Annotated in this window: 29 protein-coding genes and 3 pseudogenes; 12 read left to right on the forward strand and 20 right to left on the reverse strand. The window is 54.5% G+C overall.

Features of this window, described 5'->3' with window-relative positions:
• Positions 1 to 74: 74 nt before the first annotated feature.
• The 3 genes from ACQ86N_RS29985 to ACQ86N_RS29995 form a co-directional block, all read right to left on the reverse strand.
• Positions 75 to 359 carry a hypothetical protein gene (locus tag ACQ86N_RS29985; protein ID WP_431210249.1) on the reverse strand — a complete coding sequence of 95 codons (285 nt, stop codon included), beginning with the start codon at positions 357 to 359 and terminating at the stop codon, positions 75 to 77.
• A 65-nt stretch (positions 360 to 424) separates the two neighbouring features.
• Positions 425 to 859, reverse strand: coding sequence for a haloacid dehalogenase type II (locus tag ACQ86N_RS29990; protein ID WP_431217657.1), 435 nt, complete (start codon positions 857 to 859; stop codon positions 425 to 427).
• A gap of 156 nt (positions 860 to 1,015) precedes the next feature.
• Positions 1,016 to 1,156 carry a hypothetical protein gene (locus tag ACQ86N_RS29995; RefSeq protein WP_431210250.1) on the reverse strand — a complete coding sequence of 47 codons (141 nt, stop codon included), beginning with the start codon at positions 1,154 to 1,156 and terminating at the stop codon, positions 1,016 to 1,018.
• Between the two features lie 88 nt (positions 1,157 to 1,244).
• On the opposite strand from ACQ86N_RS29995, the gene ACQ86N_RS30000 reads away from it, so the two are divergent.
• The 4 genes and pseudogenes from ACQ86N_RS30000 to ACQ86N_RS30015 all read left to right on the forward strand — a co-directional run bounded on the left by ACQ86N_RS30000 (position 1,245) and on the right by ACQ86N_RS30015 (position 4,218).
• Entirely contained in the window at positions 1,245 to 1,871 is a 627-nt protein-coding gene (locus ACQ86N_RS30000) for a LysR family transcriptional regulator (protein WP_431210251.1), read from the forward strand.
• The gene (locus ACQ86N_RS30005) at positions 1,829 to 2,125 is read left to right on the forward strand and encodes a hypothetical protein (protein WP_431217658.1); all 297 of its coding nucleotides are present in this window, start codon (positions 1,829 to 1,831) and stop codon (positions 2,123 to 2,125) included. Before ACQ86N_RS30000 ends, ACQ86N_RS30005 begins: the two co-directional genes overlap by 43 nt.
• 574 nt (positions 2,126 to 2,699) lie before the next feature.
• Positions 2,700 to 3,050 (forward strand): annotated as a pseudogene (locus ACQ86N_RS30010) (alkaline phosphatase family protein); the annotation flags it as partial.
• A gap of 199 nt (positions 3,051 to 3,249) precedes the next feature.
• Complete coding sequence (locus tag ACQ86N_RS30015) at positions 3,250 to 4,218, forward strand: alkaline phosphatase family protein (protein ID WP_431217659.1); 969 nt, start codon at positions 3,250 to 3,252, stop codon at positions 4,216 to 4,218.
• 469 nt (positions 4,219 to 4,687) lie between these two features.
• Here ACQ86N_RS30015 and ACQ86N_RS30020 read toward each other — a convergent pair whose 3' ends face one another.
• From ACQ86N_RS30020 to ACQ86N_RS30035, 4 genes are read right to left on the reverse strand one after another with little or no spacing between them, the layout of a single operon-like run.
• A complete protein-coding gene (locus ACQ86N_RS30020) occupies positions 4,688 to 5,176 on the reverse strand; it encodes an ABC transporter permease (RefSeq protein ID WP_431210252.1) in 489 nt (162 codons plus the stop codon).
• Complete coding sequence (locus ACQ86N_RS30025; RefSeq protein WP_431210253.1) at positions 5,071 to 5,787, reverse strand: ABC transporter permease; 717 nt, start codon at positions 5,785 to 5,787, stop codon at positions 5,071 to 5,073. Before ACQ86N_RS30025 ends, ACQ86N_RS30020 begins: the two co-directional genes overlap by 106 nt.
• On the reverse strand, positions 5,690 to 6,736 hold the full coding sequence (locus tag ACQ86N_RS30030) for an ABC transporter permease (protein WP_431210254.1): 1,047 nt from the start codon (positions 6,734 to 6,736) through the stop codon (positions 5,690 to 5,692). The genes ACQ86N_RS30025 and ACQ86N_RS30030 overlap by 98 nt, the downstream gene beginning before the upstream one ends.
• Entirely contained in the window at positions 6,714 to 7,124 is a 411-nt protein-coding gene (locus tag ACQ86N_RS30035) for an ABC transporter permease (protein ID WP_431210255.1), read from the reverse strand. Before ACQ86N_RS30035 ends, ACQ86N_RS30030 begins: the two co-directional genes overlap by 23 nt.
• Before the next feature lie 160 nt (positions 7,125 to 7,284).
• On the opposite strand from ACQ86N_RS30035, the gene ACQ86N_RS30040 reads away from it, so the two are divergent.
• Together ACQ86N_RS30040 and ACQ86N_RS30045 are read left to right on the forward strand one after the other, a co-directional pair.
• Positions 7,285 to 7,611: a hypothetical protein gene (locus tag ACQ86N_RS30040; RefSeq protein WP_431210256.1), complete on the forward strand. Its 327-nt coding sequence runs from the start codon at positions 7,285 to 7,287 to the stop codon at positions 7,609 to 7,611.
• Positions 7,612 to 7,625: 14 nt separating this feature from the next.
• Complete coding sequence (locus tag ACQ86N_RS30045) at positions 7,626 to 8,609, forward strand: S41 family peptidase (RefSeq protein WP_431210257.1); 984 nt, start codon at positions 7,626 to 7,628, stop codon at positions 8,607 to 8,609.
• A gap of 16 nt (positions 8,610 to 8,625) precedes the next feature.
• Here ACQ86N_RS30045 and ACQ86N_RS30050 read toward each other — a convergent pair whose 3' ends face one another.
• Both ACQ86N_RS30050 and ACQ86N_RS30055 read right to left on the reverse strand, forming a co-directional pair.
• Complete coding sequence (locus ACQ86N_RS30050) at positions 8,626 to 9,552, reverse strand: NAD(P)/FAD-dependent oxidoreductase (protein WP_431210258.1); 927 nt, start codon at positions 9,550 to 9,552, stop codon at positions 8,626 to 8,628.
• On the reverse strand, positions 9,549 to 9,932 hold the full coding sequence (locus tag ACQ86N_RS30055; RefSeq protein ID WP_431210259.1) for an FAD-dependent oxidoreductase: 384 nt from the start codon (positions 9,930 to 9,932) through the stop codon (positions 9,549 to 9,551). The genes ACQ86N_RS30050 and ACQ86N_RS30055 overlap by 4 nt, the downstream gene beginning before the upstream one ends.
• Positions 9,933 to 10,116: 184 nt before the next feature.
• On the opposite strand from ACQ86N_RS30055, the gene ACQ86N_RS30060 reads away from it, so the two are divergent.
• Positions 10,117 to 10,626, forward strand: coding sequence for a response regulator (locus tag ACQ86N_RS30060; RefSeq protein ID WP_431210260.1), 510 nt, complete (start codon positions 10,117 to 10,119; stop codon positions 10,624 to 10,626).
• Here ACQ86N_RS30060 and ACQ86N_RS30065 read toward each other — a convergent pair.
• Positions 10,539 to 11,273, reverse strand: a complete 735-nt coding sequence (locus ACQ86N_RS30065) for a sensor histidine kinase (protein WP_431210261.1) — start codon at positions 11,271 to 11,273, stop codon at positions 10,539 to 10,541. The two genes, ACQ86N_RS30060 and ACQ86N_RS30065, sit on opposite strands and share 88 nt — an antisense overlap.
• Before the next feature lie 22 nt (positions 11,274 to 11,295).
• The gene (locus ACQ86N_RS30070) at positions 11,296 to 11,679 is read right to left on the reverse strand and encodes a PAS domain S-box protein (protein WP_431210262.1); all 384 of its coding nucleotides are present in this window, start codon (positions 11,677 to 11,679) and stop codon (positions 11,296 to 11,298) included.
• Positions 11,680 to 12,058: 379 nt separating this feature from the next.
• Between ACQ86N_RS30070 and ACQ86N_RS30075 the strand changes: the two genes are divergently transcribed.
• Positions 12,059 to 12,286, forward strand: a complete 228-nt coding sequence (locus tag ACQ86N_RS30075) for a hypothetical protein (protein ID WP_431210263.1) — start codon at positions 12,059 to 12,061, stop codon at positions 12,284 to 12,286.
• A gap of 54 nt (positions 12,287 to 12,340) precedes the next feature.
• Positions 12,341 to 12,840 (forward strand): annotated as a pseudogene (msrA, locus tag ACQ86N_RS30080) (peptide-methionine (S)-S-oxide reductase MsrA).
• Here msrA and ACQ86N_RS30085 read toward each other — a convergent pair.
• Genes ACQ86N_RS30085 through ACQ86N_RS30115 form a run of 7 tightly spaced genes read right to left on the reverse strand, consistent with a single transcriptional unit; the run spans position 12,837 to position 17,223 of the window.
• Positions 12,837 to 13,850 carry an L-serine ammonia-lyase gene (locus tag ACQ86N_RS30085; RefSeq protein ID WP_431210264.1) on the reverse strand — a complete coding sequence of 338 codons (1,014 nt, stop codon included), beginning with the start codon at positions 13,848 to 13,850 and terminating at the stop codon, positions 12,837 to 12,839. The pseudogene msrA and the gene ACQ86N_RS30085 sit on opposite strands and share 4 nt — an antisense overlap.
• Entirely contained in the window at positions 13,732 to 14,277 is a 546-nt protein-coding gene (locus tag ACQ86N_RS30090; RefSeq protein WP_431210265.1) for a serine dehydratase beta chain, read from the reverse strand. Before ACQ86N_RS30090 ends, ACQ86N_RS30085 begins: the two co-directional genes overlap by 119 nt.
• Positions 14,278 to 14,312: 35 nt before the next feature.
• Positions 14,313 to 14,783 carry a peptide-methionine (R)-S-oxide reductase MsrB gene (msrB, locus tag ACQ86N_RS30095; protein ID WP_431210266.1) on the reverse strand — a complete coding sequence of 157 codons (471 nt, stop codon included), beginning with the start codon at positions 14,781 to 14,783 and terminating at the stop codon, positions 14,313 to 14,315.
• Positions 14,784 to 14,818: 35 nt separating this feature from the next.
• The gene (locus tag ACQ86N_RS30100; protein WP_431210267.1) at positions 14,819 to 15,583 is read right to left on the reverse strand and encodes an ABC transporter permease; all 765 of its coding nucleotides are present in this window, start codon (positions 15,581 to 15,583) and stop codon (positions 14,819 to 14,821) included.
• Positions 15,543 to 15,938, reverse strand: a complete 396-nt coding sequence (locus ACQ86N_RS30105) for a hypothetical protein (protein WP_431210268.1) — start codon at positions 15,936 to 15,938, stop codon at positions 15,543 to 15,545. The genes ACQ86N_RS30100 and ACQ86N_RS30105 overlap by 41 nt, the downstream gene beginning before the upstream one ends.
• Positions 15,939 to 15,943: 5 nt before the next feature.
• Positions 15,944 to 16,069: a hypothetical protein gene (locus ACQ86N_RS30110; protein ID WP_431210269.1), complete on the reverse strand. Its 126-nt coding sequence runs from the start codon at positions 16,067 to 16,069 to the stop codon at positions 15,944 to 15,946.
• The gene (locus ACQ86N_RS30115; protein WP_431210270.1) at positions 16,045 to 17,223 is read right to left on the reverse strand and encodes an ABC transporter permease; all 1,179 of its coding nucleotides are present in this window, start codon (positions 17,221 to 17,223) and stop codon (positions 16,045 to 16,047) included. The genes ACQ86N_RS30110 and ACQ86N_RS30115 overlap by 25 nt, the downstream gene beginning before the upstream one ends.
• Positions 17,224 to 17,477: 254 nt before the next feature.
• Between ACQ86N_RS30115 and ACQ86N_RS30120 the strand changes: the two genes are divergently transcribed.
• From ACQ86N_RS30120 to ACQ86N_RS30130, 3 genes are all read left to right on the forward strand, one after another.
• Positions 17,478 to 18,395: a hypothetical protein gene (locus tag ACQ86N_RS30120; RefSeq protein ID WP_431210271.1), complete on the forward strand. Its 918-nt coding sequence runs from the start codon at positions 17,478 to 17,480 to the stop codon at positions 18,393 to 18,395.
• 158 nt (positions 18,396 to 18,553) lie between these two features.
• Positions 18,554 to 18,997, forward strand: coding sequence for a hypothetical protein (locus ACQ86N_RS30125; RefSeq protein WP_431210272.1), 444 nt, complete (start codon positions 18,554 to 18,556; stop codon positions 18,995 to 18,997).
• On the forward strand, positions 18,994 to 19,461 hold the full coding sequence (locus ACQ86N_RS30130) for a hypothetical protein (protein WP_431210273.1): 468 nt from the start codon (positions 18,994 to 18,996) through the stop codon (positions 19,459 to 19,461). Before ACQ86N_RS30125 ends, ACQ86N_RS30130 begins: the two co-directional genes overlap by 4 nt.
• Here the strand turns inward: ACQ86N_RS30130 and ACQ86N_RS30135 are convergent.
• A complete protein-coding gene (locus ACQ86N_RS30135; protein WP_431210274.1) occupies positions 19,399 to 19,836 on the reverse strand; it encodes a glycosylhydrolase-like jelly roll fold domain-containing protein in 438 nt (145 codons plus the stop codon). The two genes, ACQ86N_RS30130 and ACQ86N_RS30135, sit on opposite strands and share 63 nt — an antisense overlap.
• A pseudogene (locus tag ACQ86N_RS30140) lies at positions 19,826 to 22,561 on the reverse strand (glycosyl hydrolase). Before ACQ86N_RS30140 ends, ACQ86N_RS30135 begins: the two are co-directional and overlap by 11 nt.
• Positions 22,562 to 22,604: the final 43 nt, after the last annotated feature.

The following is a 22,604-nucleotide window of genomic DNA, read 5'->3' on the forward strand; positions in this document are numbered from 1 at the left end:
GTAAATTGATAGGTAAAAAATACCCGACCTGTATCGGACACACCGATACAGCATTGGGAACAACAAAAAAAGGACTAACCTATCCGTGGCGGTTGCCATACGGCAGAACGATCTGCCTCGTATTCAGGAGTTATACAGAGAGGAAATTTCTTAGACACCACAACCGGCGCAACATCCACAATCGTCGCCAACTCCACCACCGACGATACCGAAGCGCAGCACGAACACGTACACAGCGGCGAGCAGTCGTCATCTGCCTGCCCGCCACCCGGCGTCGCGGACTCCACCTGCTGGAACCGGGCCTTACTCATACCCAGCACCTTATGGTCCCGGCAGGGCACCAGGATCATCATTGCCATCAGCAGATTTAATATGAATGCAGACAGTCGCATCACCGCAAAGATACAAAGGGCACGCCAAAAAATCATAGATACCTCACCAGATCATTTAGATCCTTTCCCACCCCATACGACGATGCCCCCAATCGTTCACCCGGCACATGAAATCTGTTCACCCAATAAGTCTTATACCCAAACTGGCTCGCCCCGCACGCATCCCAACCCGCAGAAGCAACAAACAACACCTCCTCCTTCCTCACACCAAACGCATCCATCCCCATCCGGTAAGCCCGCGGATCAGGCTTATACGACCGAACTCCATCCACACTCAGCAAATGCGAAAAATACCCGCCAAGACCACAACGGTCCACATTCTCCTTCAACATCCGCGGCGTAAAATTCGACAGGAACCCAAGCCGGTAACCCGCCGCAGTCAACTCCTTCAACGCGGCCGGAACATCCGGCCAAACCGATAGTCTAAAAACCCCTCCATCAACGCACCCTTCTGCGCAACAGGCAATCCCAGCATCTCCATCGCATAATCCAGAGCGTCGGAACTAACAGAAAAAAATCAACATAGTTCCCCGCGATATTCCTCAGCCACGTATACTCGAATTGCCTCGTCCGCCACGCCTCCATCAACTGTGCGCCCTTACCCGGAAACAACCGCTCCGCCATTACCGCCACACCCCCGGATCATAGACTGGAAAAGCATCGAACAGGATCACCTTCACAGAACTCCTCCCCGGCACTAACTCCGCCAACCCCGTCGCGCCAACCACAGAGGCGCCGAAAACCAAAAACTTTCTTCTGTCCATTGGTAAATATTTGCCACCCAAAACTAAGCCCGGCACCAGCTTCACACAAATTCATATATTTGATATAATCATTCAATTTTATTGAAGTATGGAACACCTCAGCCTCGACGTCCTCCGGACATTCCTTTCCATCGTCGACCTCAACGGCTTCAACAAAGCCGCCGAAAAAGTCCACCTCTCGCAGTCCGCGATCAGCATGCAGATGAAAAGACTCGAAGAACAGACCGGCCAAACCCTATTCGAACGAAAAGGCAAACAACGCCTCCTCACCCACCACGGCGAGATCCTCCTCAGCCACGCAAGACAACTGCTCCGCCTCAACGACGAAATACTCCTGACCCTAAAAGAAACAAGACTAAAAGGAAAGATCCGCATGGGCATACAACCCGACTTCGTCGACTCCCCTCTCACAGCCTCGGTATACCGGTTCATCCAGCACCACCCCGATATCATCCTCGACCTGAAAGTCGACTCCAGCAATTCACTCCAGGAAGGACTGACCAAAAGAAAACTCGACATCATCGTCTACCTCGCAAAAGAAAAGAACCATGCCTTCAATACCGTCACCCTAAAAACCCACCCACTGCAATGGGTCGGCGCTCCGGGCTACACCACAGGCAAATCCCCCTTCCCCTCGTCGTCCTCGGACCCGAATGCAAAATACGGCAGTCCATCTCCGCCGCCCTTACTACCGCCGGAACACCCTGGCGCATAGCCTTCGCGACCTCCAGCCTGCAGGCCGCATGGGCAGCCATATCCGCCGGCATCGGTATCAGCGCCCGCACCAGCATCGGCATGCCCCCAACCCTGAAGGCCATCCCAAAATCTTCGGGCCTGCCACCACTCCCCGCCGTCCACTCCTTCCTCTGCACGCCCGCAGACGAGATCTCCCGTCCGGTCCATCGCCTCAAAGAATTCCTGCAAAAAGAGATCCCACAACAGGCCTACTCGCCCGCCCATGGCAGCTAAGCTGGGACAAGAAATCCCTTAAGCCTTATTCGGCCGCAATCTCCAAAATACTCCCTACCTTAGCGCCTCCATGACAAGGCCCCCCCAATCAATAAAAAACAGCCCTCCGGCTGCTGCTGCTCTGCGGCTATTGCTTCTTTTTCGCGGGCCAGTTCAACTATCAGTACTACCGCATCGCCAATAACTTCGTCTACAAGTCGTCCGGCGCCAACAGTAAGAACCTACAATCCCCCGCCCACCTCAGCGTTGACAAACGGTTCTGCTGCCCCTCACCCCTCCATAAAACCGACCCGCCCTTTCAACCCCAACCACCCGCCTATATCCTCATTTCTCAAATAGCCCGGCCACAACCAGCCCCATATCCGGCCCCAAACCTTCCCTTCAACTCATTCCGCGGTCCACCCACAGCATAAGCCTTCTGTAGTCAGGACATAATCAATTCTCACACCCTATCATTCATATGCAACATCTAAAGAAACTATTAACTATACTCCTTGGAGCGCTGCTCCTCACACCAGCAATAGGCCAATCAATCCCGCGTCCCAAACTCGTCGTCGGCATCGTCGTCGACCAGATGCGCTGGGACTACCTCTACCGTTACCATGACCGGTATGGCTCCGGTGGCTTCCGCCGCCTGCTCGATCAGGGCTACTCCTGCGAACAGACCTATATCAGTCACCTTCCATCCTATACCGCCGTAGGACACACGACGATCTTCACGGGCTCGGTCCCCTCCATCGACGGCATCACCGGCAACGACTGGATAGACCAGACCTCCGGCAAATCGCAGTACTGCGTCGCGGACACCAGCGCCCTGCCCGTAGGCGGCACTTCTCCCGCAGGAAATATGTCACCCCGCAACCTCCTCGCCACGACCATCACCGACGAACTCATGCTCGCCACCAACTTCCGCTCCCGCGTCGTCGGCGTATCGCTCAAGGACCGCGCCTCCATCCTCCCGGCAGGCCACACCCCGACGGCAGCATTCTGGTTCGACGACGCAAAAGGCTGCTTCAGCACCTCCACCTGGTACATGAAGCAACTCCCCGGATGGGTCCAAAAATTCAACGCCGGCAACGAACCCGAAAAACCTCGCCGCCGGAGGCTGGCAAACCCTCTATCCCATCAACACATATACCCAGAGCACCGAAGACAACGCACCCTGGGAAGGACTCTTCAAGGGCGAACAAACTCCCGTCTTTCCCCACGATATCCTGAAAGCATACCGCGAGGACCACGACAACATCCGCAGCTCGCCATTCGGCAACACCCTCACACTTGACTTCGCGACGGCCGCCGTCGAAGGCTACCGGCAGGGCCAGCGCGACCAGACCGACTTCTTAACCATCAACTGCGCCTCCACCGACTACGTCGGCCATAAATACGGCCCCAACTCCATCGAGGTCGAAGACGTCTACCTCAGACTGGACAAAGACCTCGAAACTTTTCTCAATTATCTCGACGACAAAATAGGCAAAGGCAACTACCTCGTCTTCCTCACCGCTGATCACGGTGCATCCCACTCAGTAGACTTTCTAAAGGCCCACCAGATCCCAGGCCGACTCTCCGGCGTCCGCAAGATCGTACAAGGCCTCAACGACACCCTTACAAAAATTACCGGCGCAAAAGACCTCGTCATTTCCGGCACCAATTACTACATCAATTTCAACTGGGAAAAAATCAGCCGGGCCAGCCTCTCTGCTGAATCCCTCAAAAAGACAGCCCTATCTTATTTACTACACCAGGACGGCATCCAGTACGTCGTCGACATGGCGAACATCGCGGAAGCCAACCTGCCCCCTCCGATACAGGAAATGGTCATCAACGGTTACAACAGAAAACGCTGCGGCTCCATCCTCCTGATACCCGAACCCGGCTGGTACGACGGATACGACAAGGGCACTACCCACGGCACCTGGAATCCACAGGACACACATATCCCGCTTCTGTTCATGGGATGGGGCATAAAACACGGAGCACTATCACGGCAGGTACATATGACCGATATCGCACCAACCCTCGCCGCAATCCTCCACATTCAGGTACCCAACGGCAACATCGGCAAAACCATTCCAGAAGTCGTCGGAAACTAAACATCACCAGACGGGCGGCATCCATCCCCGGCAGCCAAACCCCATCAGAGTCCCCCCGGCAAACACCCAAAAAAACGACCCCTATGCTTTTCCGTCATCTGAGCGCGACGCGGATAGCATAGGGGCCTGTCTTACAACTGTGCGTGAGGGTTTGGTGGTTTTTCAGTTTATATTTTCAGAGATATACTCCGCCTCAAACGGCTTCGGATATTCGGAGATTCGTCAATAAGACAGCAAACCAGTCCCCTGGTCCTAGTCAAATCATCATTTTTTATTCACTATTCTAATGCATATCAAGAACTTACACCCAAGTAAGGCGAAGCAAAGAGGCAAAGAGCCAAAAAGAAATTATTCCCACAATAACACTTAATTTATCGTAATATTGCAATGAAACAATCAACTATGGGGCTCACCAGATCCACCGGCTTCACCAACCTAAAAATTCAAAAGGAAAAACCCATCCGCTAACTTACTCCGACCTCAAACTCTTCGTCGGATTCGTCAGCGCGCCCCTTACCGCCTGACCCCCGACCGTCACCACCGTGATCAGCAAAGCTATCGCCCCCGCCTCAACGAACACACCCGCCCCTATAGAAATTCTATAACTATACCTTTCCAACCACCCATGCAAAAACCACCACGCCACCGGCGACGCCACCACACAACTTACTACTACCAGCACCACAAAGTCTTTTGACAGCAAATACCACAACTGCCCCATCGTAGCCCCCAGCACCTTCCGGATCCCGATCTCCCGCATACGCTGCTCCGCCATATACGCCGCGAGCCCGAACAATCCGAGACAGGAAATAAAGATCGCCAGCCCGGCAAAGATCCCCGCCAGCTTTCCGATCAGCTCCTCGAACTGGAACTTCTCGCCATAAGCTTCATCCGCAAAATGATAGATAAATGGATAGGTCGGATTATACTTGTTGAAGATAGCCGCCAGCCGCACCATCGCCCCATGTACCTCCGCCCTCGGCGACAGCCGGTAAAGGATATTCCCCGCATCACCCGGGCTATACGTAAAAAAGCCGGCTCCGCCGGCGAAAAAGGAGAGATCATAACCGCATCCTTCACCACCCCGATCACCTTGATCCGGTGCCCCTTGCGAAATGTGATCACCTGCCCCAGCGGGTCCTTGAAACGCATCCGCCTAACCGCCGCCTCATTCAGCACCACACACAGCGTATCCGCCCCCAGATTGCCGCTAAAATTCGTTCCGGCAACCAACTTCATCCCCACCGTGTTGAAATAATTCTCCACCACGTCGACCGTAGCCACCATCAGCTGCTCGTCCGGATAACGTCCGCTCCAATCCTGAAGCATCGACCAGTTCCATATATTGCTTACAAAAGCAGACGCCCTCGTCACCTTGTCCACCTGCCCGCTCCGCAGCAGCTCGTCCCGCAGCGCGTCATAGTTCCGGTTCAGGTCATCACTTCCTTCGGAATACACCAGCCGGTTGACGTCATACCCCTTCGGCCGGTCCTTCGCGTACTGCACCTGGCGGTAGATCAGCAGCGTGCTGATGATCAGCGCCACACTGCACGTGAACTGCAGTACCACCAGGACCTTCCTCGGCCGAGCTCGCTCCCCGCCCCACACTGAACTTCAGCCAGAGCTTCGTCCCTCGCTCCGGCTTCGTTCGGGACCATCGGTACCCATGGCCCCCCTTCAATACTTTCACCGGTCTGAACGAAGACAGAAAAAACGCAGGCCTCGCCCCCGCCAGCAAGGCCGTCCCCAGCACATAACCAACCATTATCGCCCAAAATAAACCCGAAGCCCAGGGTATGCTCACCGCACTGTTCGTAAGCGTATTGAAAAAAGGCAGCGCCGCCTCCACCAGACCCAGCGCGATCACCGCCGCCACGAGCGTAATGACCGTCGACTCCACAAGGAACTGGACGATCAGGTCCCGCCTCAGCGACCCCATCACCTTCCGAACCCCCACTTCTCTCGCCCGCTTCTCCGACCGCGCCGTCGATAGATTCATAAAATTGACACAGGCGATCAGCAGCACCAGCACGCCGATAATGCTGAAAAGCCGTACATAATCAATAAACCCGCCGTCCTCCTTCCCGTTCTTAAAGTCTGAATAAAGATGCCAGTCGCTCATCGGATGCAGAAACAACTCCTCCCGCGACGACTTCCACGCGGAAGGATTATACTTCTTCAGCACCGCACTCATCCTCGCATCCACCTCGGCCACATTCGCCGCCGGTTCCAGTGCCACAAATGTCTGAAATGAATAATTACCCCAGTTGGTCTGCGCCCTTTTCACCCAGTCATTCGCAGCGATATCAAAAGCAAATGGCAACACGTAATTGAAACTGAAGGAGGAATTCCGGGGAAGATCACGAATTACAGCCCCCACCACAAAATCCTGCTGATTGTCGACACGCACCTTCTTCCCCATCGGATTCTCACTACCGAACAACGCCTTGCCCGTCGACTCCGTCAGCACGATCGAATACGGATCATGCAGCGTCTTATTGACATCCCCGCTCAACACCGGATAAGGAAAGATGCGGAAAAATCTTCCTCCGCCTCAGCCCCCGCCAGATACACCTTATGTTCCCCGCCGTCAGCCCGTGCGTCCCCATCCAGTCTGTATGTGCCACATACCGGATCCCCGGTACCTCCTTCCTCAACGCCTCCGCCAGAGGCTGCACAGTCCCATTGTTCTGCGACGCCTCCCCGTTCCTCACCGACCGCGTATGCACCTGCGCCACCCGCTGAAAGCCGGGCAGCTGCCGGTCATACGAGTACTGGTAGACTACCCACAGACCGATCACAAGAGCGACGGCCATCCCGATAGCCAGTCCCATTATATTCACGACGCTATAACTGCGGTTGCGAAGAAGATTTCGCCAGGCGGTGAGAAAATAATTTCTAAACATACTTCCACCAATCCGAATAATATGCCCGATTTCCAACCAAATATAAATCAATCGACTACACGCCTCGCTCCCAAGTCTTCCTGTCCGCTTTCGATACACCGGCTGTCCGGAGCAATTATGCAATTCCGTACTTTTAGCATCATCCCAAATAAACCATAACATGAAAAACAACTGGCTAGCCCTCATTCTATGTACCACCATCATCTCATCCCAGGCGCAATCCCCCCAGCAACCTACCCTGCAAATCACTCCCGCCATTACCCGTACAGTCATCGATAGTCTCGGCCAGGCCCTGAAACATAACTATGTCTTCCCCGATACCGCGGCAAAAATGGCGGCCTATCTCGACAACGAGTACAAAAAGGAGCCTACGCCTCGATCCACGACCCGCGTGAACTGGCCGGCCGCCTGCAGCAGGACCTGCAAAAAGCCCATCACGACGGCCATTTTCACTTCCACTACAACCCCGGCCTTGCAAAGGACCTGACCGACACAGCCGGCATGGCCAAAAGGCGCAAAACCGGCGACTCCATGCAGCTGATCAATATGCGCGAGAACAACTTCGCGTTCAGCAAGGCGGAGATCCTGCCCGGGAATATCGGCTACGTCAAATTCAACGGCTTCGTCGGCTTCGTCAAAGAAGCCCGCCCCACCTTCACCGCGGCATTCCGGTTCGTTGCCAATACCAGCGCGCTGATCATCGACATGCGCGACAACGGCGGCGGCAGCCCGGTCATGGTCTGCCAGGTCGCGAGCTATTTCTTCCCCGAAACCCATCACTGGAATGACATCATCGACCCCCGCGGCAAACGGGAATTCTACGTCGATCCGAAGGACGCCGAAGGCCTGACCCTGACGATGCCCGTTTACATCCTGACCGCCAGACGCACGTTCTCCGGCGGCGAAGATTTCTGCTACGGCATGCAAGCCCTCCACCGCGCCACCCTCATCGGCGACACCACCGGCGGCGGCGCCCACCCCGTCGGACCGGTCCCCGTCACCATGGGATTCGTGGCCGATATCCCCTTCGCACGCAGCCTCAATCCCTATACGAACAAAGACTGGGAAGGCACCGGCGTCTATCCGGATATACCCATAAGCTCAGCAACAGCCTTCGACCGCGCAAGACAAGCCATCTACACCGACATTGCGCAGCGCGCTACAACAGACCAGGAAAAAATGAAAGCGCAATGGTTTCTCGACGACCTCGCAGCCTCCCGGCCCCATCCGGCCCCGGCCTCCCTTTCATCCTATACAGGCAACTACGAGGGCCTGGCCTTCTATGTCGACAAAGGCGACCTCTATTGTAAAAACGCAGAGAGAGGAGGTAACATCTTCAAACTACTTCCCGTATCGGGCGACAAATTCGTGCTCGACGAGAACGTCCACGTGGAATTCAAAAAAGACGAAAAAGGCTCCTACAACCAACTATCGATGCTATGGAGCAACGGCGGCATATCCCAAAAACGAAAAACCACGCCATAGCGGCTCCCCCAAAAAATTACTCCGGTTCATCCGGCCTCACAAAAGGCCGGATGATCAGCCTATTCCCCTTATCAAACGTAAAATAATTCCATATCCAATTGGTAAACACCAGTAGCTTGCTGCGAAAACTCATCAACCCCGTGATATGCACGAACAACCAGATATACCACGCGATCCTCCCAGCAAGACGAATATTCCCACGCAGATCCGCCAGCGCCTTCCCCCTTCCCACCGTCGCCAGCGCCCCCTTGTCGAAAAAGGAAAAAGGCTTCATCTCCTTCCCCCGGCTGACAGCATTCAGATACTTCCCCACAAAATGACCCATCTGTATCGCCGGCTGCGCCTGCCCCGGCAGCCCCTGCGGCCACTTCTCCGACCGCTGCACCGAGATATCCCCGATAGCAAAGACGCCTGATGCCCCAACCACACGACAGTACCCATCCACGATATAATGTCCCCTTTCCGTCCACTCCGGCTTCATTCCCTCGAGCATATTCCCCGTCACACCCGCCGACCAGACCACTGTATAACTCTCTATCTTCTCTCCCGACTTCAGATGCACCGTCGTCCCGTCGTATTTGTCGACATAAGCCGAGGTCATCACGATCACCCCCAGCTTCTCCAGATAAGCCTTCGCCTTCACACTCGCCGAAGGCGACATCGCCGCCAGCACCCGCTCATTACTTTCAATTAAATAGATCTTCATCTGGCTCAGATCCAGATGCGGATAGTCCTTGCAGAGAACATGCTTCCGCAGCTCCGCGATCGCACCCGACGTCTCCACACCCGTTGGCCCGCCTCCGACCAGCACAAAGGTCAGCAGCCTGGCCCGCTCTACTACATCCCGCGTCATGTCGGCGCGCTCAAACGCCTGCATCAGCTGACTCCGAAAATTGAGCGCATCCGGTATCGACTTCAGTCCAAAAGAATACTTCCTGATCATCTCGTTCCCGAAAAATTCGACCGGCTTCCCGTAGCAATGATCAAATAGTCGTAATGAATACTCCCCGCATCCGTCACAACCACCTTCTCTTCCGGGTCAACCCGAACCACCTCGAGGGCACGAAAATGGAAGTCTTTTTTGTTGGAGAATTCCCGCCGCAGCGGCGTAGCTATCGCATCCGGCTGCAACCCCGCCGTCGCCACCTGATACAATAACGGCCAAAAACTATTATAGTTACTCTTGTCGAACAGCACCGTCTGAAACAGCTTATCATCCAGCGCCTTCAACGCATTGGCGCCACCAAACCCTCCACCGATGATCACCACCCGGCGCTTATCCGTATCGGGAATATTGAGCCGCAGCTCGCTGACCTTATCCATGCTCGTAAATTTTGATAAAGGTACCCCCTTCCCCCGCCCCAGCCAACGCGTCGGCCATTACTACAACATATCCCATGGTTTATACATCAATAGGCTGGTCAGGATAGTCCCGCACGACAACCGCCGACCCCGCGGCGCGCCTGGAACGGCTTTTGCATTAACGACGCTATCTAACAAGCTACCAATGGCTGAAACTCCATACATCATGATCGTGGACGATGACGAGGAAGATGCACAAATGCTCGCCGACCGCTTCTGCAGTCTAAATCCACAGATGAAGGCCGAATGTTTCTCCAACGGCCAGCAAGCATTTTCCGCCCTCGCAGGCAAAGACGCCGAAGAGCTCCCTTTCGCACTGGTTACCGACTACAAAATGCCGTACATGAGCGGCCCCGAACTCCTGAGTATACTCCGCCCGGATATCCGGTACAATCAGATCGTAAAAATAGTCCTCAGCTCCTCAGGCACTACAAGCCACATCAAGGAATGCCTGCGGCTCGGCGCGGAGAAATACTTTCTCAAACCCAGCAACATAAAACAGCTCGACTCCATCATGGAATACCTGACCGATCTGCTTTGTGAAAAAGATCCTGACCGACACAGGCTTCATTGGCTAACCTCTTCACGCGGAAAATACAAATTAAACAGACTTCCTTCCCCTGGCCTCCCCTCCGCCTCAATAGATCCCCGATGATTCTCCATGATCCGCTTACAGATCGCCAACCCAAGGCCCGTCCCCGGATAGTTCTCCCTTCCATGCAATCTTTCGAACAGATCGAAGATCCTGTCCTTCATTTCAGGCGGGAAACCAATCCCATTGTCCAGGAAACTTACTTTGTAAAACTCGTCCCCCGGCGGCGTCTGCCTCACCTTTTCCACACCCACCGATATCCGTAAAACGCGTCCTCTCTCCCGATACTTGATGGAATTACTTAGTAAATTCGTAAACAACTGCACCAATTGAAAAGGAATGCCCGCCACCTGCGGCAATTTTCCGATCTCCACTACAGCGCCCATTCCCTCCAGCGTCTCATTCTGATAGGCAAACACCTCTGCCACCAAACCTCCGAGGTCGGTAGGCTCCAGAAGAGCGCTTTGTTCCGTCACATTCGTATAGGCCAGCAGATCCGTGATCAGCCCTTGCATTCGTTGCGACGAACCCGCCGCCTTAGCCAGCCATTTCTTTTGCCGGTCCGATAACACGCCCCCTGTATCCGACAAGGTCGCGTCCATATAGATTTGTATTTTCCGCAGCGGCTCCTTCATATCATGCGCCGCTATATACGCAAATTGCTGCAGCTCGCGATTTTGGGCCGCCAGCTGCCTTGCATTCTGTAACAATTGGTCCTCCGCTGCCTTCCGCTCAGTCAGGTCCCGTGTCACTTTCGAAAACCCGATTACATCCCCCCTCATCGTGAAGCGCGGTGATAACGATGCTTCCCCAAAATCTGGTCCCGTTCTTTCGCGCCCTCCACCCCTCATGTATGGCCTTGCCTTTCTCCGCCGCTTCTCCGATCAGCCGCTCCGGTAAACCCGCCTCCCGGTCAGCGGCGGTGTAAAAGATCCGGAAATGATGCCCAAGGATCTCCTCCTCCTTATAACCCTTGATCTTCTCCGCCCCGCGATTCCAGGTCCGGATGATCCCACCCCTGTCCAGCATCAGTATGGCATAATCCTCCACCTCTCCGATCATTAAATGATACTGAGCTTCGCTCCCGACCGTCAAAAACTTTTCATTATCAGACATATTCGCCTCTTTACCCACAATCGAAATGCCAAATAGAACCACAGAGGATCTTACGGGGCAACCCTTATTCATTTGCTATTTTCCTCAACTTTCGTGAAAATATTTCCCCGCGATCTCACTCCCATTTCCCCGTAACCCAGGCCTATTTCCCCAAAATCTACCTACAGCGTATCAATAAATCCGCGTAAGCGCCTAGATATCAATAGGTCCGACTATTGCTCCTAACACAGTAGGCTTTAAATAGGATATTGAGATTTAGCAACGGCCCGGATTTCCATCTGGGCTTTTTCAATTTTCTGCTTATGCCTGTCCCTCACCTGTCACCGGGACTTCTCTAACGATCCTTCTCCTGCATTTTAAAAGTCAAACCAAGCCAAAAATGCAGATACTTTCTCAACTGTCAGCGAGCAGCCTCCGCATCCTGCTGCTCGCAGAAGCCCGCAATTTCATCGACCAGCTCGACAAAGCAAGCCTCGAAGAGCTGCAAAACATACAGCGCCACATGAAAGAGATCCACGAGATCCTCAGGGAAAAAGAACAAAAAGACCTGACACCCATACAATGGAGCAGGAATAGTACAAGGAATAATACAACTGTTAACCAGTAGACAACAACCCCGAAACAAAAATTTGTCTTAATTTCGAAAAAAATCGATCAAACCATGCCAAGCGAAACTGCCATTCTCGCCGGCGGATGTTTCTGGGGTGTAGAAGAGCTTATCCGTCAGCTGCCTGGGGTCACCAATACCACCGTCGGCTATACCGGCGGCGACGTCCCCAACGCGACCTACCGCAACCACGGCACACACGCCGAAGCGATAAAAATAGAATTCGATCCCGAACGCCTCACTTACCGCAGGCTTCTTGAATTCTTCTTCCAGATCCACGACCCCACCACCCTCAACCGCCAGGGCAACGACAGGGGCACGTCCTACCGCTCAGCCATTTTCTACGGCAGCGAAGAACAAAAAACACAGCAACCCATCTTATTAATGAATTAAACGCGGCCCATATCTGGGCCTCACCGATCGTCACTCAGGTCGTACCAGCGGCCGACTTCTGGGACGCCGAAAAAGAACACCAGGACTACCTGCAGAAAAATCCCCACGGCTACACCTGCCACTACGTACGCCCGGACTGGAAGATCACGACCCCGGCCTAACATTCTTTCAACCCAAGAGGTATCTGAACGGCCAACCCGCCGTCGGAAGTCTCTTTATATTTACTATTCATATCCTGAGCAGTATTCCACATCGTGCTGATCACAGCATCCAGCGACACCTTCGCAAAATCCGGCGTACTCTGTAACGCCAGCTGCGAAGCCGTAATCGCCTTGATCGCCCCCATCGTGTTCCGCTCGATACACGGTATCTGCACCAGTCCGCCGATCGGATCACAGGTCAGCCCCAGATGATGCTCCATCGCGATCTCCGCCGCCATCATCGCCTGCCGCTGCGATCCCCCCACACACTCCGTCAGCGCCGCCGCCGCCATCGCCGACGACACACCGATCTCCGCCTGACACCCACCCATTGCCGCCGAGATAGTCGCCCCCTTTTTGAAGATGCTCCCGATCTCCGAACCAGTCAATATATACTGCAATACCTTTTCATCTGAAAAACCGTCACAAAAGATAACATAGTACAGCAACACCGCCGGTATCACACCCGCCGCCCCATTCGTAGGCGCCGTCACCACCCGTCCAAACGACGCATTCTCCTCGTTCACCGCCAGCGCAAAACAACTCACCCAGTCCAGCGTATACTTAAATCCGTTACCACCCTCCCGGATCGCCTTCACCCACCCCTCAAAATCCGCATACCTCCTTCCCGCGATCAGCTTATGATTCAACGCCGCGGCCCGCCGCTTCACATTTAGCCCACCCGGCAGCATCCCCTCGGCATGACACCCGCGATAGATACACTCCCGCATCGTCTCCCATATCTTCAGCACCCCGGCCCGCGTCTCCGCCTCCGGCCTCCACGCCGCCTCATTCTCCATCACCACCTCGCTGATGCTCATCCCCGTCTTCCTGCACCAGTGTAGTAAGTCATTATTGGTGTCTATCGGAAAAGGCAGCTGCACCGCACTCTCCGCCTGCGGCTCCTCCCCCTCCTTTCTTACAAATCCACCCCCGATCGAATACCAGTGTCTCCGCCATCTGCCTTCCATCCCCCCACTGCGCCAGAAACGTCATCGCATTCGGATGATAAGGCAGCGCCTCCTCATACAAAAATTCAATATCCTTCTCCGGATCGAACCGCACCACCACGCCGACACCTCCGCTCCCCCTAACCCTCATTTCCTTCTTCATATTGATCCCCTCGATCGTCGTCCCGATCATCCCCACATCAAACGTCACAGGATCCTCACCCATCAGCCCCAGCTGAACGGCAATATCCGTCCCGTGCCCCTTCCCCGTCTTGGCCAGCGAGCCATACAGGAGGACCCGGACGGAAACAAGTCCATCCAACCCAAACTTCTTCGCAATGGAATCAACGAACCGCTGCGCCGCGCGCCACGGCCCCAGGGTATGCGAGCTCGACGGCCCCACCCCTATCTTGAACATGTCGAATACGGAAATGCTTTCGTGTGGCAATGACAATGATTTTCACAAAGATATATGAAAAAAAATCACCGTTTGTCATCTGGCCGACTCTGCCCCATCACCAACTTCAACGACTCCGAATTGATACAATACCTCAAGCCACCAGGCGGCGGTCCATCCGGAAATACATGCCCCAGATGGGCGTCACAAACACTGCACTCCACCTCGACCCTCACCATCCCATAGGAATCATCCTTCAGATACTTGATGACATTCTCCTTCGCCGGCTGCGAAAATCTCGGCCAGCCCGTCTTCGAATCGAACTTTATCGTCGAGTCGAACAACTCCGTATCACAACAGATACAATTGTATTTCCCCGGATCATAGCGGCTGCAAAGCTCCCCGCTGAACCGCGCCTCCGTCCCCTTCCTCCTCGTTATCTGATACTGCTCGGGCGTCAGAAGGGCCTTCCATTCTTCCTCCGTCTTCTCCACCCTCCGGTCGGGGGCAAGATTTCCCTTATTGGCATAGTTGAGAACATCATTCCAGTTGATCATACATCGGTAATTAGTCCACAAATTTACGACATTTACTACTCCACCCTCAGACTATCCACCGGATTGGCCATCGCCGCCCTCCCGGCCCACACACACATCACCCCAACCGCCACGCCTACCATCGCCACCCCACCCACCACAAAGAGCCACCAGCTCAGCTCCGTATGATACGCAAAGTTCTCCAGCCACCCGTGCGTCTGCCACCACGCCACGGGCACGGCGATCACCACCGCGATCACCAATAACCGCACATGGTCTACCGACAGCAACCCAACGATCTGCATCACCGACGCCCCCAATACCTTTCGCACGCCGATCTCCTTCACCCGGTGATTCGTCACAAAGATCACCAGCCCCAACAACCCCAAACAACTGATCAGTATCGCAATCCCCGCCGACCAGGCCAGCAGCGTAGACAACTGCCGGTCTTCCGCATAAAAATCGCTGATCTGCTTGTCCATAAAAGCATAGTCAAAATCCATATCCGGATACTCCTGCTTCCACGCCGCCTCCATCCGCCGGATAATCCCCGGCCACCGCGACGGCTCCCCGGTCATAGCGACATGTAGCACAAACCCATGCTTCAGCTCCGAATAATAGACCATCGGACCGATAACCGTCCGCACACTGGCGAAGTTAAAATCCCTGACCACCCCCACGACCGGCAGCGGTGAAGAGCCCAGACTGATAAAATGATTTACCGCCTCCGCCGGATGTACAAATCCCATCCGCCTCGCCAGCGATTCATTGATAAGGACCTCATTGGCCGTATCCGAAACACCGATATTTCTCCCCGCCACCAGCCGAAGCCCATAGGTAGCTAAAAAGGCAGTGTCTCCCCACCTCGAATCCACAACCAGCTTTTAGCTCCTTCTTCCCCTCCTGATAGCTGATACCCGACGACATCCGCCCGCTAACTGCCGGCGACAGCCCCCCAAGGCTGACATGCTCTACCCCCGGTATCTTCCTGATCTCATCCCTCAGGACATACTTCTTCCTGTTCGGACTCTGAAAATCAAAAGGCACAAACCAGGTAACGACAGCCTCCTTCCGGAAACCCATATCCTTTTCAACAGAATAATGTATCTGCTTGTCGACCACAAACACCGCCACGATAAAGACCTGCGCCGTGGCAAACTGAAAAACGATCAGCACCTTCCTCAGCCACTCCCCCTCCCACCGGCTGCCACACCGTTCTTCAACACCGACACCGGTCTGAACCGCGAAAGCACAAACGCCGGATACAACCCCGCAACAAGGCTCACCACCACGACGAGCAACAGCAAAAACCCCACACCATCGGCTGCACCATGAATCGGTCGAACTTCAACCCCTCCGGCATAAACCCAGAGAATACACGCAGCAGCAACGGCGCCATCAGCACACTCACAACCGCCGCTATAAGAGTCAACACAAAAGTTTCAGATAGGAATTGTACGATCAGCTGCCCCTTCTGACCACCCAGGGTCTTCCGGATCCCGATCTCCTTCGCCCGCTCCGCCGCATGCGCCGTGGAAAGATTGATAAAATTGATCGCCCCCAGCACCAACAGGAATACCGCGAGCAATATCAGATTACGAACCGTCTGCATGTTCACCTTCCCGTCGAATTCCACACTGGTATGGATCTCGCTCAGCGCCTGCAGCCGGTGTACATCCTTCGACTCACCCACATGCGAATGAAACACTGCCGCCAGCTGCTTTTCTACCGCCCCTGGAGCAACACCCGGGAAAAGTTTTACAAACCCTATCGTCCACGAATTGACAAAATCCCAGTTGTCCGGCAGATACTCCGCCCGCAGCCCCGGCTTATCCATAGTCGCCGAAGAAATAAACGCCCCAAAGGCAAAATCGCTGTTCGCACCCAGGTCCTTCACCACACCCGCTACCGTCGTCAGGAGCGTATCGCTGAACACAACCGTCCTCCCTACCAGCTTCGACACCGGCACCCCAGGGAAATACAAACGCGCCCTGCTCTCCGTCAGCACCAGCCGCCCCGGCTCCCGCAACGACCCCGCCGCACTACCCTCCAGCCACACATGCGGAAAAATGCTAAAATAACTGCTGTCGGCGAACACGATCCGCCGCTCCTTATTCAACACTAACGGCGCCCCACCACCGCCGGGCACCGTCACCTTCGTATTCCAGTCCTTGTATTGCGTGATCACCGTCACGGTTTGAATACCCGCCGAATTCCGGGCGAACGCCCTGGGTAATGGCGCCGGCACCCCGGAGTTCTTCCACCCATCCCCCTGCGACACGATGCGATAAATACGGTTATTTTCCGGCTCCCACCGGTCAAAACTATAGTCGTAGGCGACCAGCATAAAAATGATCAGCGCGGCGCTGATGCCGATAGACAGGCCAAGCACGTTGATACAGCTGGCCGCCTTATTCCTGAGAAAACTCCTCAGTGCACTCCTGATGTAGTTTTTGAACATACCACTATAATACCACTAAAATGCCATTTTTATAAAAACATAACAATCAAAAATTTACTACTGCATACTTACAGGTAAGTGTACGAATTCGATACGAATGATGTTCGGTTTGATCGGAAATTCCCTTAGTTTTACATCGTCAAAGGCTCTGCTAAAAATTATATCCTCTTCTCTGTCCACCCCAATATTCTCCTTGAATTCCCAGCATCATTTTCTTTCATCTATTGTCAATTATTCATTGTCAAACTTTCGTTATGAGAAAAAGTTTAGCCATTAGCCTTTTGCCGTCCTCTGTACTCGCCCTTTTCCTGATAACCGCCTGCCAAAAAGCTAAAGTCAACGACCCCCTCCCTCCTTGTCAGATTACCAGAGTCGTTATACCAGGCGACCTCCTTGTCGCCGCGAACAGAGTCGAGCCCCGCACCTATATCCCAAAAAGGATCGCAACCAGACCACAACACACCGCTTTCAACCTTTCTCCCGGCGTCGCCGACACCATCAACTTCACCTACAACAACTACGGCAACCCCACCAGCATGACCCACAAGAGGGACGTGGGCGAGAACGCACTCTTCAGATACGACGGAGCGAACCGCCTCACAGAATATATCAACATCTTTTCCAACGGCGCCGGCGACTTCTGGCACCGCTATACCTACGACAAAATAAAGACCGACCTCATCATCGCCGACACCGCCTTCCGCGACTTCGTCAGCTCCAACGGCCATCTCATCGACTACAACGATATCGACCTGACCACCTTCAAGTACGATTCGTACTACAGGATCATCCAGTCTACCGAATATGTAAATGGAGCTACCATCGTCAGGACATACACCTACGACGGCAACGGCAACCGCCAGTTCGCCGGCGCCAACTACGACAACAAGCCAAACATCCACCTCACCAATGGCATATGGATGTTCATCGACCGCGAATATAGCATCCACAATCCTACGGACCAGGAATCCTACACATATAACACCACAGGATACCCGCTGACGATCAACAACTCGTCCTCCGTCGCCCCCGGTCTGGGATTCATCGTCATTGGCTACCCCTTCGCGATCACCCGCGCCAGCTTCTCCTATTCCTGCTCCTCCAGCCAGAACGACCAGGGCAACCAAAATAACCAGGGCAACCAGAACGGCCAGGGCCAAAACAACCAATAAAAACCAAACAAATACCCACCCGGCGGCCAGGGATATCCCCGCAGCCACCCGCACGATCCACATGTATTGCTGAACTATTACGGGTGTATTGTTCACTACCGGACATACACCCTTTTTCATCCCTTGGCTATCCACACCAGCCGCCGTTTCTTTGCAACATGAGATCCTCATTCATCGCAACGGCCGTCGTCTACATCGTCACCACCATCCACCACCTGTACGGAGCATCCGTCTACAACACACCCCGGCGAAAAGACGTAGGCACCAACGGAGGGATCGTCCCGGCAGCCTGCCTCCTTCTCCTTTACCTCTACAAACGCTATGAGAAAAGAATTTTTCTGATCCTTTATATGGCGATCAGTTTCCTCGTATTCGGCCTGGGCATCGGCCTGTTCGAAGGCCTCTACAATCACATACTAAAAAACATCCTGTTCTTCTCCGGTATGTCACCGACAACATGGCGGCGCTTCTTCCCCGCACCGGCCTACGAAGTACCCGACAATATTTTTTTCGAGACCACAGGCATCCTCCAATTCTTTATAGCAACCCTCTCAACATACTATATCATACAACTCTATCGCTCCACAACTACCACACCATGACAAGAACACAGCTCATCCTCCGCATCCTCCTGCCCCTCCACCTCACCGGTCTCATCCTCATGGCCGGCACCACCATCATCGACTACTTCGCATTCCTGACGATCAACGAAACCAAATCATCCGACCTCATCTCCCTGACGTCAAAATTCGGCAGCCTCGTCCGCACAGGCGCCATCATCCTGATCACCACCGGCATCACCATGTTCATACTATCAAAAAACCTCTGGCAACAACCGCTATTCCGCCTCAAACTCGCCCTCGCCATCACCCTCGTCCTCCACGGCATGCTCGTCGGCAACCGCCAGGCCACAAGATTCAGGACCCTGATCACCCAACAAAACACACAAGACCTCCAAAGCCTGACCTCAACCCTCAACCGCTTCTACGTTATACAGCTCACCCTATTTTTTATCATCATCTTTGTCAGCGTCAGCCTCCCCCGCAACTACCCTCACCGGCCCTAACAACCCCGACGATAGCAGTTGACTATCCGGCCTGTATGGATTATAATTCATCCAGGTCCTCCTGTCCTTCTCCGGCAACCGGCTATCGCCGATCAGCCTGTTCACCCAGGTATTCACCACCTCGACCTCCACACTATTCACTCCCTTCTTCACCACCTGCGAAATATCCACCCTATACGGCGCCGTCCAGACTCCACCGGCATACACCCCATTCACCCGCACCTTCGCCATCACACCCACCATCCCCAGATCGAGATACAACGGCTGAGAGGCTTTCTCCAGCCTAAACGAGCTGCTATAAACAACCTTCCCGGAATAATATCGAATAGTCGAATCCCCACTCCCCGCCCAATCCACCAACGAATCAAAAACCACCGTCCTCGGCCGGCCCGCCCAACACCGGGTCAAACCTCACCCTCCACGGCCCCTTCAACTCCGAAAGAACACGGCCCACAGGAAAATTCGCCGATCCCCGTAAAGGCCCCGCGCCCCCCTTCCTAAAAACAACAAAACAACTTCCGCTCCCCTCCAACTCGAGCGGTACTCTCGTTCCTCCACCCATGCGCTCAAACACCGGCAACCGCCGCACACTCCCCAACAACGGGTCCCACAACTCCGGCTCCCCATCCTTCACCCTAAACACCGCCGAAAACGCAACCCGATGCCCCGTCTGATTACTGATAAAATAAATATCGGTCGGGCCCGACCCCGTGGCCGGGGCCGCACCCGTACTTCTATGCAAAAACAACACACTATCCCGCGAAGCCTCAAAATCCGGCGTTACCCCCAACCCGGACAACAACGACCCCAAATCTCCTCCTGTCACGACCCTGCCTCCGGGCGAAGCACCCCACATTTGCGAAGCAATCCGCTTCACCACACTATCCGCATCACCATACCCTTCCAGACTCGGCGACCGCTCCGGCGCCGGCCCCATCAACACCCCTCCCATCTTAACTAGCTCATACAAGCGCTTTATCAACTCCGGCCTCATCGTCTTCAGCTTCGGCAACACCAGCACCTTATACGACAACCCATCCGGCAACACCCACCGCCCATCGCGAACGGTCAACCGCTTCTCGATCACCTCCGCATTGATATAGTCATAAGAATATCCCTTCGGCAACTCCGGATCCCGCACACCCGTCATCTTCGGCGCATCCTCCCCGATGAAATAGGCCACATCCGCCACATACCGGCCGCAACGCAACAGATAATTACACCGCTTCAAATACCCCGTAAACACATCCAGCTGATCAAACCACACATTATGCCGGTTGAACTCCGTACCAAACCACGCATTGATCCCCGGCATCCGCTCGTCCGGCTGCGAGATAAAAACATGCAGCAGCGTATTATTGATCCCCTCACAAAAGAACCGGTCCCCCTCGCCTTCAACTCAGCGGGATACCGCCCATACGCCGCCCCCGCCGCCGTAAATGACTCCGCCGACACCTTATTCTTACCATAAATATGCGCACTCGAAGAAGCCGACCTGTTCTCGATATCCCCCAGATCACCCTCGGCCCAGAACTCTCCCCCCACCTCGTCCGACTGGCCGCCGTATTGCAGGAACTCCGCCGGAAAACCCCAATGCCCATAGTTCTCCAGCCAGGTACTAAGCCCATGCCGGTGACTCGCTTCCCGCAGTCCTCCCACATAATCATAAGCTACCCTGTCTGCTACAAATCTTCTCAAATCCCATAGGAACCGGTCACTCCTGTCCTCACTTCCCACCACCCGGCCCACCATCACCGGTAAATAAGAAGTAGGATCATATCCATAGCGGTGCTTAAAAGAATCGATCATCCCGTCCGTCCAGTTCTGTCCCCCCACCTCATAGCTGTCCTCCACAACCACCTTGAAGGACCGGCGATCTTCTTCCGGAATACGCCGGAGCACTTCACCAATAAAAGCATCAAAATTTTCCCCCACCCGCTTCTTACTCATCTTATCCCCCTGCAGCCCCGTTGCCCCCGGCGCCGCCGGACTATTCACCACCCCGTCGGTAACATCCCCGTCCGCAATATCACCCAGTCTCCCGCCGGAACATTCCACTTCAGCACCCCATTTTTATCCATATAAGAAGAAATATCCACCACCCCGGCCGGATCGATCACAAGCCCGGCGGCCTCCACCACCGGCTGCACCGGCCACTGATACGCCGACCAGAAAGGATGCGGCGTAGGATGCATCTTCCCAAAACTCTTTTCCACATAACTTCCTACCACCGGCGCCGAAGACAACTTCAACAGTCGTATACCGCTTCCTGGCGTCCACCGATAAAACACCACTCTAAAACTATCCCCCACCCCCGCCGGCATCTCCACCGTCAGCGGCCCATACGGATCAAACCCTACATTCAACGCGTCATTACTCCTGTCCAGATCAAACTCCGCTACCTTCCTGTAACCCCCGGCAACCAGCACCTCGATACCCCCCTCCACCCGCATCGCGCGCCGCTCCGGCACCAGCGTCAAACTACGCACCGTATCACCCGCCCCCACGGAAACCCCAACAACCATCGAATCTCCACCACTAAATTTCACATCCTTCACCACCCAACCACTTCCATATTCCCTCGGCTTCGGATACGCAACCACACGCACATCCTGCATACTATCCCCCGCCGCCAGCGAGACCGCCGGCAACGCGCCTTTTAACACCAAAGGCCCGCTAACCACCGTATCAGCGCCCACCAAATGCCGCATAGCGCCATCCCGTTTCACCCACGGCCCACCGGCCCCGCTCCACCCCGGACTATTGAACATCCCAATATCGATATGCAGCCTGGTTGCCGTCTTCAGCGCTACATGCAGAATATCCCACCACTCCGGCGTGAACAACTTAACCCCTCCCTCTGGCACTCCCCCACTCCAACATTCCCGATAAAGGCCCTGTTGATCCCCGCCCGCTTCATCGCCCCGAGGTCCTTCACAACCCCTTTCCGCGAAATATTCCCAGATATCCAATACCAGTAAACGCTCGTCTGAATAGAATCCGGCGGAGTACGAAAGCCCATCTCCATATTCTGCGCCATCAAGCCGGACGCCACTAAAACAAATATCAAAAACACGGCAAGACATCGTTTGACTATCATCACCCAATTTACACGGCCCGGGCCTTCTTTTCATCCTGTACCG

It is taken from the genome of Puia sp. P3 (genome assembly GCF_050632245.1).
In the GTDB taxonomy this organism is placed as follows: domain Bacteria; phylum Bacteroidota; class Bacteroidia; order Chitinophagales; family Chitinophagaceae; genus Puia.

Coding starts and splice junctions, on each gene's coding strand:
- ACQ86N_RS29985 (WP_431210249.1), bottom strand. CDS start 359: ATGGCAATGATGATCCTGGTGCCCTGCCGGGACCATAAGGTGCTGGGT.
- ACQ86N_RS29995 (WP_431210250.1), bottom strand. CDS start 1,156: ATGGACAGAAGAAAGTTTTTGGTTTTCGGCGCCTCTGTGGTTGGCGCG.
- ACQ86N_RS30000 (WP_431210251.1), top strand. CDS start 1,245: ATGGAACACCTCAGCCTCGACGTCCTCCGGACATTCCTTTCCATCGTC.
- ACQ86N_RS30020 (WP_431210252.1), bottom strand. CDS start 5,176: ATGGTGCGGCTGGCGGCTATCTTCAACAAGTATAATCCGACCTATCCA.
- ACQ86N_RS30035 (WP_431210255.1), bottom strand. CDS start 7,124: ATGTTTAGAAATTATTTTCTCACCGCCTGGCGAAATCTTCTTCGCAAC.
- ACQ86N_RS30040 (WP_431210256.1), top strand. CDS start 7,285: ATGAAAAACAACTGGCTAGCCCTCATTCTATGTACCACCATCATCTCA.
- ACQ86N_RS30045 (WP_431210257.1), top strand. CDS start 7,626: ATGGCCAAAAGGCGCAAAACCGGCGACTCCATGCAGCTGATCAATATG.
- ACQ86N_RS30050 (WP_431210258.1), bottom strand. CDS start 9,552: ATGATCAGGAAGTATTCTTTTGGACTGAAGTCGATACCGGATGCGCTC.
- ACQ86N_RS30055 (WP_431210259.1), bottom strand. CDS start 9,932: ATGGATAAGGTCAGCGAGCTGCGGCTCAATATTCCCGATACGGATAAG.
- ACQ86N_RS30060 (WP_431210260.1), top strand. CDS start 10,117: ATGGCTGAAACTCCATACATCATGATCGTGGACGATGACGAGGAAGAT.
- ACQ86N_RS30070 (WP_431210262.1), bottom strand. CDS start 11,679: ATGTCTGATAATGAAAAGTTTTTGACGGTCGGGAGCGAAGCTCAGTAT.
- ACQ86N_RS30075 (WP_431210263.1), top strand. CDS start 12,059: ATGCAGATACTTTCTCAACTGTCAGCGAGCAGCCTCCGCATCCTGCTG.
- ACQ86N_RS30085 (WP_431210264.1), bottom strand. CDS start 13,850: ATGGAAGGCAGATGGCGGAGACACTGGTATTCGATCGGGGGTGGATTT.
- msrB (WP_431210266.1), bottom strand. CDS start 14,783: ATGATCAACTGGAATGATGTTCTCAACTATGCCAATAAGGGAAATCTT.
- ACQ86N_RS30115 (WP_431210270.1), bottom strand. CDS start 17,223: ATGTTCAAAAACTACATCAGGAGTGCACTGAGGAGTTTTCTCAGGAAT.
- ACQ86N_RS30120 (WP_431210271.1), top strand. CDS start 17,478: ATGAGAAAAAGTTTAGCCATTAGCCTTTTGCCGTCCTCTGTACTCGCC.
- ACQ86N_RS30125 (WP_431210272.1), top strand. CDS start 18,554: ATGAGATCCTCATTCATCGCAACGGCCGTCGTCTACATCGTCACCACC.
- ACQ86N_RS30130 (WP_431210273.1), top strand. CDS start 18,994: ATGACAAGAACACAGCTCATCCTCCGCATCCTCCTGCCCCTCCACCTC.